This is a genomic window from Mycobacterium saskatchewanense (assembly GCF_010729105.1).
In the GTDB taxonomy this organism is placed as follows: Bacteria; Actinomycetota; Actinomycetes; order Mycobacteriales; family Mycobacteriaceae; genus Mycobacterium; species Mycobacterium saskatchewanense.
The window spans coordinates 2,723,534-2,738,606 of sequence record NZ_AP022573.1 but is presented as its reverse complement, the minus strand read 5'-3'; the positions used below and the strand labels follow the sequence as shown (position 1 = coordinate 2,738,606).

Below are 15,073 nucleotides of genomic sequence, written 5' to 3'. Positions count from 1 at the left end.
ATGGCTGGGGCGTCCGGGGCATCGGGCGCACTGTCGCACCTGGACGAGCGCGGCGCGGCGCATATGGTTGACGTCAGCGAAAAGGGCGCAACCAAGCGGACCGCCGTCGCGGCGGGAGCACTGCGCACCTCCACTGACGTGGTCGCGCTGATTTCCACCGGCGGCCTGCCCAAAGGTGACGCCTTGGCCACCGCGCGCGTCGCCGGAATTCTGGCGGCCAAGCGCACCAGCGACTTGATCCCGCTGTGCCACCAGCTGGCGCTGACCGGCGTCGACGTCGAATTCACCGTCCGCGAGTCGGACGTCGAGATCACCGCGACGGTGCGCAGCACCGACCGGACGGGGGTGGAGATGGAGGCACTGACCGCCGTCAGTGTGGCAGGGCTCACGCTGTACGACATGATCAAGGCGGTCGACCCGGCCGCCCGCATCGATGACATCCGGGTGCTGCGCAAGGAAGGCGGCAAAACCGGGACCTGGGAGCGGTGATGGGCGCCCGGTCGGCGCGCGTGATCATCGCCTCGACCCGCGCCTCGGCCGGGGTATACGAGGATCGGTGTGGACCGATCCTCGCTCAATGGCTTGAGCAGCATGGCTTTGCGCCAGTGGAACCCGAAGTGGTCGCCGACGGCGAGCCGGTCGGAGAGGCGCTGCGTAACGCGGTCGACAGCGAGGTCGACCTCGTGGTCACCTCGGGCGGCACGGGCATCTCTCCCAGTGACAGCACCCCGGATCAGACGGTCGCGGTGCTCGACTACATGATTCCCGGGCTCGCCGACGCGATACGCCGCTCGGGGATGCCGAAGGTGCCGACGTCGGTATTGTCGCGCGGGGTGTGTGGCGTGGCCGGACGCACGCTGATTGTCAACCTTCCGGGTTCCCCCGGTGGGGTGCGCGACGGCCTGGCCGTGCTCGCAGATGTCCTCGACCACGCGCTCGATCAGCTCGCCGGTAAAGATCACGAGCGATGACGCTCGTCGTCCGCGCGGCCATGACGGACCAGCCGATTTTCCTGACCGAGCATGAAGAGTTGGTGAGCCATCAGTCCGCCGGGGCGGTCGTCGGCTTCGTCGGCATGATTCGCGACCACGATGGCGGGCGGGGAGTCGTGCGGCTGGAGTATTCGGCGCATCCGTTGGCCGATCAGGTCCTGGCCGAGGTGGTAGCCGACGTCGCCGGGCGGTCCAGCGGGATCCGCGCCGTCGCCGCCAGCCACCGCGTCGGCGTGCTGCGCATCGGAGAGGCCGCGCTGGTTGCCGCGGTGGCCGCCGACCACCGGCAGGCCGCCTTCGCCACCTGTGCGGACCTCGTCGACACCATCAAGGCACGGCTGCCGGTGTGGAAGCACCAGTTCTTCGCCGACGGAACTGAGGAGTGGGTGGGCTCGGCCTAGAGGGTATAAGGGAGCTGAAGGTCGCCGCGATGCCGTCGGCGCTCCCCGTAGAGCAGATGCTGCCTGCGGGGAGCGCCGGGCGTCTGGCTTGGCTAAGGCCTCAGCTGAGGACGGACGGTTGCCCGAGGGCGTCGAGGGCGCCGTTGCCGCGGACGTCTTGTCCCTGGATGGCGTCCCAAAGCTGCTTCGTGAAGCTCACTTCCGAGGCCTGCTGCAGCGCACCGGGGGCCGGCGGCGGCGCGTCGGCCGGGGGAACCGCATCCGCTGGCGGAGCCGGCGGCATGGCGTCCGCGGGCGGGGGAGGCGGGAGGTCCGCAGGCGGCGCAGGCAGGTCGTTGGACGCCATCTGCACCGGCACGGCGGGCGGGTCCGCCGGGGGCGGAGGAGGCGGCGGCGGCGCGTCCGGTGGGGGCGCGTCGGCGGGCGGGGGCGCCAGGGGCGCCGGTTGGCCGTTCAGGCCCGGCGCATCGAGCGGCGCGTCCAGGGCGGCGGGTGTGGGGACCTCCCGCGGGGTCGGCCCCGACAGCCCATGCCCGCACACGGGCCAGGCGCCACGGCCCTGGGACGCCAAGACCCGCTCCGCGACGGCGATCTGCTGTTCCTTGGTGGCCAACTCGGCCGACGGGGCGTACTGGCCGCCACCGTGCGAGGCCCACGTGCTGGCGCTGAACTGCACACCGCCGTGGTAGCCGTTGCCGGTGTTGATGCCCCAGTTGCCGCCGGACTCACAACGAGCGACCTGGTCCCATTCGCCGTCCGTTGCCGCGGCCGCCTGGGCCGCCAGGGCGATGCTGCCGCCACCAAGAACCGCGCCGGTGACGGCGAGCTTGGCGACGCTGATGTTGGAAGTAGTGGGCTTACGGTGACGTCCACTCATACGCGCCGGGATATTCCTCTCTCGTAACGCGCCTGCGAGGTCAGCTGTCGGGTTCGGGTTGGAGAGGCCACCCGGCCGGCGTTGTGCTCCGCATGGGAGACGACTCCGGCTTCACCCCAAGGGGTCGCGAACGACCCCGATCCGATCACGGTGGACCGGTGGGTCCCCCGCCTCCATCCACTTCCGGTGTTCCCTCGCCTACTGGATGGAGCTCGGCGCGATAGGTGAGGGAGGAACGCCAATCCGGTTTAGCTTGGCGAGCCATCGGTGACGCTAGCGGTTTCCGTCTGGCTCGTCACGTTCAGTGAAACTCGGCGTTTCCCTCACGGCCACCTCCGAAAACCCCAGGAACACCTAGAGTTTGCGCAGGTAGTAGCACCCGCTATCGAAGCGTGTCCGCTTCGTTATCTTTCCGTTACGTGAGATATTTCACAGTTTCAGCCCCCGGCGAAGGGGGGTAAGACATCGATCGTGTTGCCGGGGCGTAACACTGCGGTCTCATCGCGCACCGCAACCCCATCGCACAGGTACGAACACCGGCTCAGCACCTTGGCGAGGCGACTCCCCGGCACGGCGAGTCTTTCCACAAGCTCCGCCACCGTCGTCCCCGAGCGGAGCACCATCGTCTCTGACTCCGCTCCGGCAGCCGCGCGCGCGGCGGCGAAATAACGGATCGTCACCTGGATCCCGTTTGCGGATGCGGCACCCACGGGGCTAGCCACCGATCGCGCTCATCGGGCGGTCGGGCTGGATGAAGTCAGGGTCGTTGATACCGTGGCCGGCGGGCTTGGTCCACATCGCCGCGCGCCATGCCGCCTCGATCGCGTCGTCGTCCGCCCCGCTCCGCAGCAAGCCGCGGAGGTCCGTCTCGCGCGTGGAGAATAGGCAACTGCGGACCTGGCCGTCGGCCGTCAGCCTGGTGCGGTCACAGGTCGAACAAAAGGCATGGGAAACCGAGGCGATGACGCCGAACTTTCCGCTCGGGGTGTCCGGCCCGGTGTCGATGAGCCACAGCTCCGCGGGAGCCGAGCCGCGGGGAGCGGGATCCGGGCGCAGCCGGAAATGCGGGCGCAGCGCCGCGAGCACGTCGTCCGCGCTGAGCGCCGCGTCGCGGCGCCACCGATGTCCCGCGTCCAACGGCATCTGCTCGATGACTCGCAACTGGTAACCGCGGTCGAGGCAGAACCGCACCAGACCAACCACATCCTCGCTCCCGGTTGCGGGGTCCAGCACGGCATTCACCTTGACTGGTGTAAGGCCCGCCGCCGCGGCGGCGGCCAAGCCGGCGAGCACGTCATCGAGGCGGTCCCGGCGGGTGATCGCCGCGAAGTGGTTTCGGTCCACGCTATCCATCGACACATTGACCCGGTTCAGCCCGGCCTGGGCAAGCGCCTCCGCGCGGCGAGCCAGTCCCACACCGTTGGTGGTCAGCGAGATCTCCGGGCGGGGCCGCAGCGACGCGGCCGCCGCGACCACCTCCTCGAGGTGACGGGAGAGCAGTGGCTCGCCGCCGGTGAACCGCACGCTGGTGACGCCCAGGCGGGTGACGGCGATTTCCATCAGCCGGGCCAGCTCGTCGGGCCGCAGGAGTTGCTCGCGCGGCAACCAGTCCAGTCCTTCGGCCGGCATGCAGTAGTTGCAGCGCAGGTTGCAGCGATCGGTCAGCGACACCCTCAGGTCGGTGGCCACCCGTCCATAGCCGTCGACCAGCGGGCCGGCGGCCGGCGCATTGTGGGTGGATTGGGAGGCGGCGCCGTTGAGGCGGCCCGGCACCGTCGGGAGGCCCAGCGCGGTGAGCGTCATGCGGGCACCGGGTTGAGGTGGGTCGGCGAGCCGACGGGGACGATCCGCTTGCCCAGCGGCATCAGCGACACCGGGATCAGCTTGAGGTTGGCCAGCGCCAGCGGGATGCCGACGATGGTGACGGCCATGGCCGCCGCACTCACCAGATGGCCGATCGCCAGCCAGATGCCGAAGAGCAGCACCCAGATGACGTTCCCGACCAGCGCGCCGGTCCCCGAGGTGGGCTTGTCGACGATGGTGCGGCCGAACGGCCACAACGCGTAGGAGGCGATCCGCAGCGACGCAAAGCCAAACGGGATCGTGACAATCAGGAGGAAGCTGACAAGAGCCGCCACCAGGTAACCGACGGCCATCCAGAGGCCGCCGAACACGAGCCAGATGACGTTCAGGACCAGGCGCATAATCTCCTCCAGCGGTAGTGCCAGCCTACCGAGTGACGCCTATAAGGGGGTGCTCGCCGGGCGGGCATCCGAGTAGGATCAGAATTCAACTCGGCGTCCTGCGCAGGCGGGGCGCCTCTTGTGTTGTCCATGCTAGTGATCCATCAGACAAGCGGGTGAGACCAGTGCCGACCGGCAAGGTTAAGTGGTATGACGCCGACAAGGGGTTTGGCTTCCTGTCGCAGGAGGACGGCGAGGACGTCTACGTCCGGTCGTCGGCGTTGCCCGCCGGGGTCGAGGGGCTCAAAGCTGGCCAGCGGGTCGAGTTCGGCATCGCTTCCGGTCGGCGTGGTCCGCAAGCGTTGAGCCTCAAGCTGATCGAGCCGCCGCCCAGCCTCACGAAGACGCGTCGCGAGACATCTCCTGCCGAGCACAAGCACAGCCCGGACGAGTTGCACGGCATGGTCGAGGACATGATCACACTCTTGGAGAGCGTGGTGCAGCCCGAGTTGCGCAAGGGCCGCTACCCGGACCGCAAGACCGCTCGGCGGGTATCCGAGGTGGTCAAGGCGGTGGCGCGAGAGTTGGACGCCTAGCCAGGCCACCTCGGCACCTCGGTGACCGAACGTCGCTTGCCTCTCGCGCGGCCGAACGTCGACTTGCCTCTCGCGCGGCCGAACGTCGACTTGTTGGGCTTTGTCGGGCATTTTGGCAGCATCAAGTCGACGTTGGAGAAGGGACGGGGACAGATGTCCGGCTACATCGCACCGGCGGGCGAGTTCACCCGCGACACCAACTACATCGCCACACGGGTCACCGCCGACGGGCGCGACGGGTACCCGGTCGAGCCCGGCAGGTATCGGCTGGTCGTCGCCCGTGCCTGCCCGTGGGCAAACCGAGCGATCATCGTGCGACGGTTGCTGGGCCTGGAAGGCGTTCTCTCCATTGGGTTTTGCGGTCCCACCCACGACCAGCGCAGTTGGACGTTTGATCTCGATCCCGGCGGCGTGGACCCGGTGCTGAAGATCCCGCGACTGCAGGACGCTTACTTCAAGCGCTTCCCCGACTACCCCAAGGGCATCACCGTCCCGGCCTTGGTCGACATCCCGACCGGCGCCGTCGCCACCAACGATTTCGCTCAGATGACCTTGGACTTCTCCACCGAGTGGACCGCCTATCATCGCGACGGCGCGCCTCGGCTTTACCCCGAGCCGCTGCGGGCCGAGATCGACGAGGTCAACAAGCGGGTCTACACCGAGATCAACAACGGCGTCTACCGCTGCGGCTTCGCCGGCTCACAAGAAGCTTACGAGGCGGCCTACGACCGGTTGTTCACCGCGCTGGACTGGGTCAGCGACCGCTTGGCAAACCAGCGATATCTGGTGGGAGACACCATCACCGAGGCGGACGTGCGACTGTTCACAACGTTGGCGCGGTTCGACCCGGTCTATCACGGCCACTTCAAGTGCAACCGAAGCAAGCTGAGCGAGATGCCGGTGCTGTGGGCATATGCTCGAGACCTATTCCAGACGCCAGGTTTTGGCGATACCGTCGACTTCGTCCAGATCAAGCAGCACTACTACATCGTCCACGCCGACATCAACCCCACCGGGATTGTACCCAAGGGGCCCGAACTCGCGAACTGGCTGACCCCGCATGGCCGAGAAGCGTTGGGGGGCAAACCTTTCGGCGACGGAACTCCTCCCGGTCCGCCGATCGACGGTGAGCGGGTCCAGGCGGGCCACGGCGCGTAGGTGGGATGTCCAAAGTCCAGTTGCTGCGCGGCACCCCGGGCATTTGGCCGCAAGAGCCCGACGTTCGGCAGGTCACAGTCGATAGCCTTTAGCGAGCAACGCCCGACGCGCTCGCTCGACGATGACCTGGGGGCGGTAGCGCAGCATGTCGGCGCTCACTCGGACGACCGTCCAGCCGCGCGCCTCGAGTTCGGCCAGCCGATCGATGTCCCAGGTTCGCTGCGTGGGATCGGTCCAATGCTGTGCACCGTCGAATTCAATGCCGACAAGCCATTCCTCCCATCCCATATCGATGCGCGCCAACACCACCCCCCAGTCGTTGAGCACCGTGATCTGTGTCCGGGGTCGTGGCAGTCCGCCGCGGACGAGGGCCAGGCGGGTCTTCGTCTCGCACGGCGACTCGGCCCCACCATCGGCGAGCTGCAATACCCGCCGTAATTGAACCAATCCGCGCGCACCCCGGTGGCGATCGATGAGCACTTCCACATCGGCGACTTTCACCTCGGTCGCGCGCACCAACGCGTCAAGGCGAGCGACCGCCGATATCAAGCCCCTGCGCCGACCCAGATCAAAGGCGGTGCGCGCCGGATTCGTCATGAACATGCCGTCACGCAAACAGATTTCGTCCTCGTCGAGGGTATCGCTGTGCAGGATGATGCCACGGGCTTTGTCGCGGCTGTGTCGGTTGATTTCTGCCGGCAGCCAGTCATCGATCCATGGCGTGCGCTGGAGCGCCGCCGCGGAAAGGCCAGCGAGGGTGGCGGTCCGCCCGGACCACAGCCACGCGGCCACCGCTCGGGTCACCGGCGTCAACTTCTGATCCCGCCGGATATAGACATTGCGATGGATCATCTCGTAATCAGTACGCAGCCGATGCCGAGTTACGACTCCAGCTGCCAGCGCGTCGGTGCCTCTGAATGGCCAGTCGGTGATTTCCATGGCGACACGGTGCCAAGGAGCACCGACACGTTCCGCCGAACGTCGAGTTGTTGTGCGGAAGTGGGGGTTTTGGCCGCAACAAGTCGACGCTCGGCGATACGGCGGTGGGCGATGGGCCGGGCGGGCGGGCGGGTGCACGCTCGGCGATTGGGTGGGCGCACGCCGCGCAGAGAGAGCTAATAGATAAGGCGTACAGACCATTCGGCGTGCGGCGCCTCGCGGAGCTCCCCCGAAGGGTCCACGACCAGCGTCAGCAACTGCACGACTATCCCGGTCAGCCGCCCGCGCTGCGGGTCGGCCGGGGCGATAGTGACGGCGAGCCGAGTGTTCGGCCGAAACATCTGGGCGGTGGTGTTCGCGGGGTCTTCATATACTTCCAGCAGTCGCCAGGGCGCCCGGTAGATCGCGTCGGGGACCGACAGTTGGACGGGGTAGCGGTCGCTGACCCGCAACTCGCCCTGGGTCTGCGGCGTCTGACAGTCGTCGAGGTTGAGCACGTTGCAGTACGTATACGGCCCCACGCGGGTCAGGTGGCCGTGTGAATACGCGCTGATCTCAGGTCGTTGCGGCCCGGAGGGGCGGACGAGCAGCCACGTGCCGATACCGACCCCGACGCATGCCAGTGCCAAGACGGCGGCGAGCAGCACTGCAACGCCCCGCTTCTTTGCGGGTTTCACTCCGGCACCACCGCCGGATTCCCGCGGCGCATGCCCTCTTGTTCGACCATGACGGGCCGATTACCGCCGAGGCCCGGGATCAACGAATTGCCGCGGAAGCTGACCAGCGTCTGGGCCAGTCCCAGGATGAGCAGGGCGGTGACCGCGGTGAAGCCGATCCACCATTCGGTGTAAACCATGACGCCCAGCGCTCCGCCCAGTACCCAAGCCAGCTGCAGCGTCGACTCGGAGCGCCCGAACCCGGACGCGCGCGATTCCTCGGGCAGATCGTTCTGCAGCGAGGCGTCGAGTGATGCTTTGGCGATCGCGCTGGACCCCGACGTGACGAGGGTGGCGATCACCACCACCATCAGCGTGCCCGCTACCGCGCCGGCCAGCGCGACCGCGCTCACGGCCACCGTACAGCGCACCACCAGCACGGCGGGTCGGCCAAGTTTCAGGCGGGCGCTGGCAAAGTTGCCGGCGAAGTTCCCGATCCCGGCCGCGGCGCCGATCATGCCGAGCATGCCCAACTGAACCCAGCCGTTGGCCTGATGCGCCTTCGCAACGAACGCGGGGTACAAGAAGAGGAATCCCACCATCACCTTGATGGTGCAATTGCCCCACAGCGCGGTGATGATGTTGCGCCCCAACGGTTGTCGAAGTGTGCCGCCGACCTTCTTCACCTCTTCCGGCCACCTTCGCCGAGGCTCGTCGCTGTCGCGACGATAGCTCAGGGTGGCGGGCACCTCGCCCGCGGTGACCTCCACCCAACGCGGAATCCGCATCGACAGCAGGGCGCCGGCGACCGTGACCGCGATGACGACGAACAAGGCGCCGGGCAGCTTGAACAGGTGCGTGCAGGCGAACTCGACGCCGGCTGCGACGGCGCCCCCGGCGATCGTGCCGCCCAGCAGCCCGAAGACGGTCAGCCGGGAGTTGACCCGCACCAGGTCGATCGTGGGCGGCATCACCCGGGGGGTCACGGCGCTGCGCAGGACACTGAACGACTTCGAAAACACCATCATGGCCAGCGCGCACGGATACAGCACCCACGAGGGATAGCTGCCGGAGGCGCCGTCGTAGTTCATGATCAGCACCAAGGCCAACGCGGTGCGCAGCGCGAACGACGCGGCCAGCGCGACGCGTCGTCCGTGTTGCAGTCGGTCCAGCGCCGGTCCGATGAGTGGGGCGATCACCGCGAACGGCGCGATTGTGATCAACAGGTACAGCGCCACCCGGCCTTTGCTCTCGCCGGTCGCCGCGGCGAAGAACAGCGTGTTGGCCAGCGCGACCGCCATCGCGGCGTCCACCGCAAAGTTCGCGACCACCGGCCACGTCAGGGCCGTCAGACCCGACTTGTCGGCGCCGTCGGCGGTGGCGGCGCGCTGGACCATCGAGTACATCCGCGAACCCATTTCGCGACTCCGCTGCGCTGCGGCACGGGTGACCGTGATCCGCTCGCCGGGGCTCTGGCCTCGCGGGGGCGTGCTGTTATGACTTCTGCTGCCGTGTTCCGCCTGCTGGCCCAGAGGCGGAAGATAACGATTGGCGCTCGGCATCGGCTGCGGGCGACGCGTTCGCCGATAGTCGGCGCCGTCCGGATCGCCGGCCGGGTAATTGGCCATGCCGGGGTGTTGGGTGGCGGACCCGCTGCGGGCCCGGCCGCCCGGATTGGAGGCAACCCGCCCCGCATCGTCACGACGCCGCCCAGACACCCACCAATTCTCTACCATGCGGAGTCGATGCGTCTGCAGGTAAGCGGGTGTGGCTCGCCGACCTAGTATGGAGGCGCATTGCAGAGAGGGGACAGCGTGACCGGACCCAATGGGGATTCCGCCGTGGCGACCGTGGCCGAGTGGCCAGACGGGTTGGCGGCGGTGCTCACCGGTGCGGTCGACCAGGCCAGGGCCGCCGTGGTGGAGTTCAGCGGCCCGGACTCGGTCGGTGACTATCTGGGCGTCAGTTACGAGGATCCGACCGCCGCCACCCACCGCTTCCTCGCGCATCTGTCCGGCTACCAGGGGTGGCAATGGGCCGTCGTCGTCGCCGCCTATCCGGGTGCCGACCACGCCACGATCAGCGAAGTGGTGCTGATCCCGGGGCCGACGGCGCTGCTCGCTCCCGACTGGGTGCCATGGGACGAGCGGGTCCGGCCCGGTGACCTGAGCCCCGGCGACCTGCTGGCGCCGGCCGCCGACGATCCGCGGTTGGTGCCGGGCTACGCCGACAGTGGTGACCCGCAGGTCGACGAGACCGCCGCCGAGGTCGGTCTGGGGCGGCGCTGGGTGATGAGCGCCTTGGGTCGCTCCGAGGCCGCCGAACGCTGGCACACCGGGGACTACGGTCCGGACTCGCCGATGGCCCGCTCGACCAAGCGCGTGTGCCGCGACTGCGGTTTCTTCCTGCCGTTGGCGGGATCGCTCGGCGTGATGTTCGGCGTCTGTGGCAACGAACTGTCCGCCGACGGGCATATCGTCGACAAGCTGTACGGCTGTGGCGCGCATTCCGACACCCCGGCCCCGGCGGGAACGGGCTCGCCCGCATACCAGCCCTTCGACGACGGCGTACTGGACGTCGTGGAATCTCCGCCCGGACCGGCCGAGCCGGAGCTCGCCGCAGCCGAGCCGGAGCTTGCCGCAGCCGAGCGGGAGCCGGAGCCGGAGCCGGCGGCAGAGGCGCAACCCGAGGCGACCGCGCTTCCGGCAGAGGCGAGCGAATCCGAGCCGGCTGACCCGACAGAGCTGACCGAGCCGGGAGACTAGCCGCTCTCGGCAGCGGCTTTGATCTTCGCCAGCGAGGCGTTCATGCCGTCGAGCAGTTCGCGTTCGAAGTTGGTGGTCCCACCGAACAGCGCATTCACCGACAGGTTGGAAAAGGCGGTGACGCCGTTCTCGGCGTGCCGGCTTTCGATGAGACGGGTGCCGTCATCGTGGGGCGCCAGCTCGTAGCTCCACACGGTGTGGTTGGTGTCGACGCGGAAGGCGAGCTTCCGTTCGGGAATGACCTCGACGACCGTGCAGGTGGTCGGCCAATACATCCTGTTGCGGCGGTTGAGGTTGAGCGTCCTGGTCCCGGCGCGGAGCGGGCCGAAGGGCTTCATCCAGCGACATTGCGGGCTCCACTCCGGCATCCGCCGGAAATCTGAGATCAGCGCCCACACCTTCGCGGACGGTGCGTCGACGTCGATGTGCGCTTGCAGCAGCGGGGCTACCATTGCTCCTCCCGGATCTGTGCTGGGCAAATCTAGTTGCGGCGCAGGTAGTTCTCCAGGCCGGATTGTGCGCCACGGGCGCCCCGGCGAACGGCAGCGAGCTGCCACACGAAGATGCTCGTGCCGAGCAAACCGACGCCCAGCCCGGCCAGCGTCACCGGTCGCCAGCTCTCGAGACCGGACACAAGGAACGCGGCGGCCGCGGCGATCAGCCAACCGAGCGCACCGAGCGCGATGAACGGCCACACATGAAGAAGCGCCGGCGGTAGCGGCGGCGCCTCGGGCGGCTGGCCGGGTTCTACTGACATCGCAAATAACATAGCCCGTCCACCGCCCGCGCTTTCGCGCCAGTGGCGGCGCAGCCGATCGTTAGCGGTTCGTTATCGCGAGTTCTCGGGTTCCGTGTAACCTCGCGCCATGCCTGACAGCGATGCGAGGCTGGCCAGCGACTTGTCGCTGGCCGTCATGCGGCTGGCCCGCCAATTGCGATTTCGGAATCCGTCGTCGCCGGTGTCGCTGTCCCAGCTGTCCGCGTTGGCCACGCTGGCAAACGAGGGCCCGATGACGCCCGGGGCGCTGGCGATCCGCGAACGGGTCCGGCCGCCGTCGATGACGAGGGTGATCGCCTCGCTGGCCGAGATGGGGCTGGTTGATCGGACCCCGCACCCCGTCGACGGCCGCCAGGTGTTGGTCTCGGTGTCCGAATCAGGCGCCGAGCTGGTCAAGGCGACCCGCCGCGCGCGCCAGGAGTGGCTCGCCAAGCGGCTCGCGACCCTCGACACCGACAAACGCGAAACCCTGCGACACGCGGCCGATCTGATGCTGGCACTGGTCGACGAAGGCCCGTGAGCCTCGGCTTGGACATCCAGGACGTCGATGACCCCGACGACCCACGGCTCGACGATTTCCGCGACCTGAACAGCGTCGATCGACGTCCGGATCTGCCGACCGGCAAAGGGCTGGTGATCGCCGAGGGCGTGCTCGTCGTCCAGCGAATGCTCGCCTCCCGGTTCACCCCGCATGCCCTGCTGGGGACCGACCGTCGCCTTAGCGAGCTGAAAGGTGATCTCATCGGTGCCGGAGCGCCGTTCTACCGCGCGTCGCCCGACGTCATGGCCCGAGTCATCGGGTTCCACCTCAACCGTGGGGTGCTGGCGGCGGCCAGGAGGGTGCCCGAACCCAGCGTCGCCGAGATTGTCGACGGCGCGCGGACCATCGCAGTGCTCGAAGGCGTCAACGACCACGAGAACCTGGGCTCGATCTTCCGCAACGCCGCGGGGCTCGGCGTCGATGCCGTGGTGTTCGGTAGCGGCTGCGCGGACCCGCTCTACCGTCGCGCCGTCCGGGTATCAATGGGCCACGCGTTGCTGGTGCCGTTCGCGCGGGCGGTGAGTTGGCCAACCGACCTGGTAATGCTCAAGGAGAGCGGATTTCGCATCCTGGCGATGACCCCAGACGAGCGTGCGTGCGCGCTGGCCGATGCGATGGCGGCGGCGTGCGACGACCGCGTCGCGGTGCTCGTCGGCGCCGAGGGACCCGGGCTCACGCCGGCCACGCTGCGGCTCAGCGACGTGCCGACACGCATCCCGATGTCGCGGGGCACCGACTCGCTCAACGTCGCAACCGCGGCGGCCCTGGCGTTCTATGAGCGCGTTAGGCTCGCCCGGTGAGCGACGAGTCCGTGCCCTGGGGAACGGGTTTGACGGTGGCTGCGTTCGTCGCCACGGTGATCGGGGCCGCTGTGGTGGTGCTGAGCCTGGGCCTGATTCGCGTGCATCCGCTGCTGGCGGTGGGCCTCAACATCGTGGCCGCCGGCGGGCTGGCCCCGACGCTGTGGGGCTGGCGGCGTACCCGGGTGGTGCGCTGGTTCGTCCTGGGTGCGGGCGTCGGCGTTGCGGGTGGGTGGGTGACGCTGCTAGCGCTGTCCGCCTGAGCGCACCCCGAGCAGCACATCCTCCCACGCCGGGATCACCGGCTTGCCGCGTCGGGTGTGCACCGGCTGCTCCTGCGGGGCGGCGGCGGGCGGCTGCGCGGGGGCTTCCTCGAAGTCGATGTGGGCCACCTGCGCGAGGGGGCGCAAGGGGCGGTCGAAATTCGGGTCGATCAGCGCGCTGGCCGCGTCGTCGATGGCCGTGGCCGTTCCGCCGTGGGCGCCCGGGGTGTAGGAAAAGTGGGCGATGTTGTCGGAGCGGCCGACCTTCCATGCCAGCTGTACCGTCCAGCGGCTGTCCTCGTTACGCCAGGCGTCCCAGCTGAGCTTGTCCGGTTCGAGGCCGCGGGTTACCAGCGCGGCGCTGACGGTTTCCAGCAGCGTCAACACCGCGGGCCCGTCCGCGAGCACGGGGTGGGCGGCGGTTGCCAGCTCCGCGGCCCGGGCTCGTTCCAGCAACACCGGGTGGGCGAACCGGCGGACCCGGGCGATGTCGGAGCCCGACGCCGCCGCCACCTGCTCGACTGACGCGCCGGCGCGGATCTTCGCCTGAATCTCTCTAGGGCTCAGCATGTTGGTGACCTCGATGTCGAGCTGCGGTTGCTCCGGCGGTATCCGGTCGCCGCGCACGGCGGCCCTCAGTTGCTCGTCGATCGCCAGCTTGAACTGCTCCGCGGGACCGTCGCCTTGGCAGACGACGTGTTTGCCGTCGGCGTCGAGCCCAACCACTTTGAGTTCCCGCATGGCCTCTCCTCGCAGGCTCCGTCCGAGTTGGCAACGGACCCTTCAGGGCGCACTCTAGTGCAGCCATCGTCCCCAACCGGCGCTGACACGCTGGGCGGTTGCAGGCCGGTGACGCTGGGGTTACAGCCGCTCGACCACCCAGTCGACGCACTGGGTCAGGGCGCTCACGTCGTCGGGATCGACCGCGGGGAACATCGCGACTCGCAACTGGTTGCGGCCGAGTTTGCGGTAGGGCTCCGTGTCGACGATGCCATTCGCGCGCAGGATCTTCGCGACCGCCGCCGCGTCGACGTCGTCGACGAAGTCGATGGTGCCCACGACCTGCGAGCGCAACGTGGGGTCGGTGACGAACGGCGTGGTGTACGGGCGGTCCTGCGCCCAGGAGTACAGCCGCTGCGACGAATCCGCGGTGCGCTTGACCGCCCAGTCCAAGCCACCGTTGCCCAAAATCCAGTCGATCTGCTCGGCCATCAGCGCCAGCGTGCCGATCGCCGGGGTGTTGTACGTCTGATTCTTCAGGCTGTTTTCCACCGCGATGGGCAGCGACAGGAAGTCGGGAACCCAACGCCCGGACGACGCGATCGATTCGACTCGGGCCAGGGCGGCCGGGCTCATGATCGACAGCCACAGGCCGCCGTCGCTGGCGAAGTTCTTCTGCGGCGAGAAGTAGTATGCGTCCGCCTCGGCGATGTCGACCGGCAAGCCGCCCGCGCCGGAGGTCGCGTCGATGACCACCAGGGCGTCACCGGAGTGGGCGGGGCGACGGATCGGCACCGCCACTCCGGTCGAGGTTTCGTTGTGTGCCCACGCGATGACATCGACCGATGGGTCGGCCTGCGGCTCGGGCGCGCTCCCGGCGTCCGACTTGAGGACGATGGGGTCACCGACGAACGGGTTCTTGGCGACCGCGGAAGCGAACTTCGCGCTGAACTCCCCGAAGGACAGATGCAACGAGCGCTTGTCGATCAAGCCGAAGGCCGCCGCGTCCCAGAACGCCGTCGCCCCGCCGTTGCCGAGAATGACCTCGTATCCGTCCGGCACCGAGAACAGCTCGGTGACTCCCGATCGCACCCGGCCGACCAGATCCTTGACGGGCGCCTGCCGGTGAGACGTGCCGAACAGCGGCGCGGCGGTCGTGGACAGCGCTTGCAGTTGCTCCGGGCGGACCTTGGAGGGGCCGGACCCGAACCGGCCGTCGCGGGGTTTGATGTCAGCGGGGATCTCGAGCTGGTCAGCCATGTCCTTCAGCGTAGTGAGCGCCCCTGGCGCGGCGGCGCGGCGGGCCATCCAGTCGCGTCGGGCGCCGCCTCATAAGGCCTGGTCGGGCTGCCGTGAAAGTCCCGATCACTGTGATGCGTGCCACACGCTGCGGATGACCACTGG

Annotated in this window: 18 protein-coding genes, 2 pseudogenes and 1 riboswitch; of the genes and pseudogenes, 9 read left to right on the top strand and 11 right to left on the bottom strand. The window is 68.4% G+C overall.

Translation table 11 applies throughout. The features are described 5' to 3' along the window. Genes moaC through G6N56_RS12635 form a run of 3 tightly spaced genes read left to right on the top strand, consistent with a single transcriptional unit; the run spans position 1 to position 1,393 of the window. A complete protein-coding gene (gene moaC, locus G6N56_RS12645) occupies positions 1 to 489 on the top strand; it encodes a cyclic pyranopterin monophosphate synthase MoaC (protein WP_085255884.1) in 489 nt (162 codons plus the stop codon). Next, a complete protein-coding gene (locus G6N56_RS12640) occupies positions 489 to 971 on the top strand; it encodes a MogA/MoaB family molybdenum cofactor biosynthesis protein (protein ID WP_085255885.1) in 483 nt (160 codons plus the stop codon). Before moaC ends, G6N56_RS12640 begins: the two co-directional genes overlap by 1 nt. Then, complete coding sequence (locus tag G6N56_RS12635; RefSeq protein ID WP_085255886.1) at positions 968 to 1,393, top strand: molybdenum cofactor biosynthesis protein MoaE; 426 nt, start codon at positions 968 to 970, stop codon at positions 1,391 to 1,393. Before G6N56_RS12640 ends, G6N56_RS12635 begins: the two co-directional genes overlap by 4 nt. A gap of 214 nt (positions 1,394 to 1,607) precedes the next feature. Here G6N56_RS12635 and G6N56_RS12630 read toward each other — a convergent pair. The 4 genes and pseudogenes from G6N56_RS12630 to G6N56_RS12615 all read right to left on the bottom strand — a co-directional run. Next, positions 1,608 to 2,270: pseudogene (locus tag G6N56_RS12630) on the bottom strand (transglycosylase family protein); the annotation flags it as partial. Positions 2,271 to 2,283: 13 nt separating this feature from the next. Further along, positions 2,284 to 2,498: riboswitch (cyclic di-AMP (ydaO/yuaA leader) on the bottom strand. Between the two features lie 209 nt (positions 2,499 to 2,707). Continuing rightward, on the bottom strand, positions 2,708 to 2,980 hold the full coding sequence (locus G6N56_RS12625) for a MoaD/ThiS family protein (protein WP_085255969.1): 273 nt from the start codon (positions 2,978 to 2,980) through the stop codon (positions 2,708 to 2,710). 4 nt (positions 2,981 to 2,984) lie between these two features. Next, positions 2,985 to 4,073, bottom strand: coding sequence for a GTP 3',8-cyclase MoaA (gene moaA, locus G6N56_RS12620; protein ID WP_085255970.1), 1,089 nt, complete (start codon positions 4,071 to 4,073; stop codon positions 2,985 to 2,987). Further along, the gene (locus G6N56_RS12615) at positions 4,070 to 4,474 is read right to left on the bottom strand and encodes a YccF domain-containing protein (protein ID WP_085255971.1); all 405 of its coding nucleotides are present in this window, start codon (positions 4,472 to 4,474) and stop codon (positions 4,070 to 4,072) included. Before G6N56_RS12615 ends, moaA begins: the two co-directional genes overlap by 4 nt. 164 nt (positions 4,475 to 4,638) lie before the next feature. On the opposite strand from G6N56_RS12615, the gene G6N56_RS12610 reads away from it, so the two are divergent. After that, positions 4,639 to 5,049 carry a cold-shock protein gene (locus G6N56_RS12610; protein WP_085255972.1) on the top strand — a complete coding sequence of 137 codons (411 nt, stop codon included), beginning with the start codon at positions 4,639 to 4,641 and terminating at the stop codon, positions 5,047 to 5,049. 153 nt (positions 5,050 to 5,202) lie between these two features. Next, entirely contained in the window at positions 5,203 to 6,207 is a 1,005-nt protein-coding gene (locus G6N56_RS12605; protein WP_085256082.1) for a glutathione S-transferase family protein, read from the top strand. Positions 6,208 to 6,279: 72 nt separating this feature from the next. Here G6N56_RS12605 and G6N56_RS12600 read toward each other — a convergent pair whose 3' ends face one another. From G6N56_RS12600 to G6N56_RS12590, 3 genes are all read right to left on the bottom strand, one after another. Next, on the bottom strand, positions 6,280 to 7,146 hold the full coding sequence (locus G6N56_RS12600) for a PDDEXK-like endonuclease domain-containing protein (protein ID WP_085255973.1): 867 nt from the start codon (positions 7,144 to 7,146) through the stop codon (positions 6,280 to 6,282). Between the two features lie 176 nt (positions 7,147 to 7,322). Beyond that, positions 7,323 to 7,823: a DUF2771 domain-containing protein gene (locus tag G6N56_RS12595; RefSeq protein WP_085255974.1), complete on the bottom strand. Its 501-nt coding sequence runs from the start codon at positions 7,821 to 7,823 to the stop codon at positions 7,323 to 7,325. Continuing rightward, the gene (locus tag G6N56_RS12590) at positions 7,820 to 9,538 is read right to left on the bottom strand and encodes an MFS transporter (RefSeq protein WP_142280619.1); all 1,719 of its coding nucleotides are present in this window, start codon (positions 9,536 to 9,538) and stop codon (positions 7,820 to 7,822) included. The genes G6N56_RS12595 and G6N56_RS12590 overlap by 4 nt, the downstream gene beginning before the upstream one ends. 78 nt (positions 9,539 to 9,616) lie before the next feature. Between G6N56_RS12590 and G6N56_RS12585 the strand changes: the two are divergent. After that, positions 9,617 to 10,393 (top strand): annotated as a pseudogene (locus G6N56_RS12585) (DUF3027 domain-containing protein); the annotation flags it as partial. A gap of 170 nt (positions 10,394 to 10,563) precedes the next feature. Here the strand turns inward: G6N56_RS12585 and G6N56_RS12580 are convergent. Continuing rightward, a complete protein-coding gene (locus tag G6N56_RS12580; protein ID WP_085255977.1) occupies positions 10,564 to 11,019 on the bottom strand; it encodes an SRPBCC family protein in 456 nt (151 codons plus the stop codon). Positions 11,020 to 11,048: 29 nt separating this feature from the next. Continuing rightward, complete coding sequence (locus G6N56_RS12575) at positions 11,049 to 11,324, bottom strand: DUF2530 domain-containing protein (RefSeq protein ID WP_085256083.1); 276 nt, start codon at positions 11,322 to 11,324, stop codon at positions 11,049 to 11,051. Positions 11,325 to 11,433: 109 nt separating this feature from the next. On the opposite strand from G6N56_RS12575, the gene G6N56_RS12570 reads away from it, so the two are divergent. Genes G6N56_RS12570 through G6N56_RS12560 form a run of 3 tightly spaced genes read left to right on the top strand, consistent with a single transcriptional unit; the run spans position 11,434 to position 12,949 of the window. Continuing rightward, on the top strand, positions 11,434 to 11,865 hold the full coding sequence (locus tag G6N56_RS12570; protein WP_085255978.1) for an Rv0880 family HTH-type transcriptional regulator: 432 nt from the start codon (positions 11,434 to 11,436) through the stop codon (positions 11,863 to 11,865). After that, positions 11,862 to 12,686: a TrmH family RNA methyltransferase gene (locus G6N56_RS12565; protein ID WP_085255979.1), complete on the top strand. Its 825-nt coding sequence runs from the start codon at positions 11,862 to 11,864 to the stop codon at positions 12,684 to 12,686. Before G6N56_RS12570 ends, G6N56_RS12565 begins: the two co-directional genes overlap by 4 nt. Beyond that, on the top strand, positions 12,683 to 12,949 hold the full coding sequence (locus tag G6N56_RS12560; protein ID WP_085255980.1) for a DUF2537 domain-containing protein: 267 nt from the start codon (positions 12,683 to 12,685) through the stop codon (positions 12,947 to 12,949). Before G6N56_RS12565 ends, G6N56_RS12560 begins: the two co-directional genes overlap by 4 nt. Here the strand turns inward: G6N56_RS12560 and sepH are convergent. Next, positions 12,932 to 13,690 carry a septation protein SepH gene (gene sepH, locus G6N56_RS12555; RefSeq protein WP_085255981.1) on the bottom strand — a complete coding sequence of 253 codons (759 nt, stop codon included), beginning with the start codon at positions 13,688 to 13,690 and terminating at the stop codon, positions 12,932 to 12,934. The two genes, G6N56_RS12560 and sepH, sit on opposite strands and share 18 nt — an antisense overlap. Before the next feature lie 120 nt (positions 13,691 to 13,810). Further along, a complete protein-coding gene (gene serC / locus G6N56_RS12550; protein ID WP_085256084.1) occupies positions 13,811 to 14,929 on the bottom strand; it encodes a phosphoserine transaminase in 1,119 nt (372 codons plus the stop codon). Positions 14,930 to 15,073 lie beyond the last annotated feature (144 nt).

What these genes read in the sequence shown, in the direction of transcription:
- G6N56_RS12580 (WP_085255977.1), bottom strand. Translation starts at nt 11,019, where the DNA reads ATGGTAGCCCCGCTGCTGCAAGCGCACATCGACGTCGACGCACCGTCC.
- G6N56_RS12600 (WP_085255973.1), bottom strand. Translation starts at nt 7,146, where the DNA reads ATGGAAATCACCGACTGGCCATTCAGAGGCACCGACGCGCTGGCAGCT.
- moaC (WP_085255884.1), top strand. Translation starts at nt 1, where the DNA reads ATGGCTGGGGCGTCCGGGGCATCGGGCGCACTGTCGCACCTGGACGAG.
- G6N56_RS12575 (WP_085256083.1), bottom strand. Translation starts at nt 11,324, where the DNA reads ATGTCAGTAGAACCCGGCCAGCCGCCCGAGGCGCCGCCGCTACCGCCG.
- G6N56_RS12590 (WP_142280619.1), bottom strand. Translation starts at nt 9,538, where the DNA reads ATGGTAGAGAATTGGTGGGTGTCTGGGCGGCGTCGTGACGATGCGGGG.
- serC (WP_085256084.1), bottom strand. Translation starts at nt 14,929, where the DNA reads ATGGCTGACCAGCTCGAGATCCCCGCTGACATCAAACCCCGCGACGGC.
- moaA (WP_085255970.1), bottom strand. Translation starts at nt 4,073, where the DNA reads ATGACGCTCACCGCGCTGGGCCTCCCGACGGTGCCGGGCCGCCTCAAC.
- G6N56_RS12635 (WP_085255886.1), top strand. Translation starts at nt 968, where the DNA reads ATGACGCTCGTCGTCCGCGCGGCCATGACGGACCAGCCGATTTTCCTG.
- sepH (WP_085255981.1), bottom strand. Translation starts at nt 13,690, where the DNA reads ATGCGGGAACTCAAAGTGGTTGGGCTCGACGCCGACGGCAAACACGTC.
- G6N56_RS12615 (WP_085255971.1), bottom strand. Translation starts at nt 4,474, where the DNA reads ATGCGCCTGGTCCTGAACGTCATCTGGCTCGTGTTCGGCGGCCTCTGG.
- G6N56_RS12640 (WP_085255885.1), top strand. Translation starts at nt 489, where the DNA reads ATGGGCGCCCGGTCGGCGCGCGTGATCATCGCCTCGACCCGCGCCTCG.
- G6N56_RS12570 (WP_085255978.1), top strand. Translation starts at nt 11,434, where the DNA reads ATGCCTGACAGCGATGCGAGGCTGGCCAGCGACTTGTCGCTGGCCGTC.
- G6N56_RS12605 (WP_085256082.1), top strand. Translation starts at nt 5,203, where the DNA reads ATGTCCGGCTACATCGCACCGGCGGGCGAGTTCACCCGCGACACCAAC.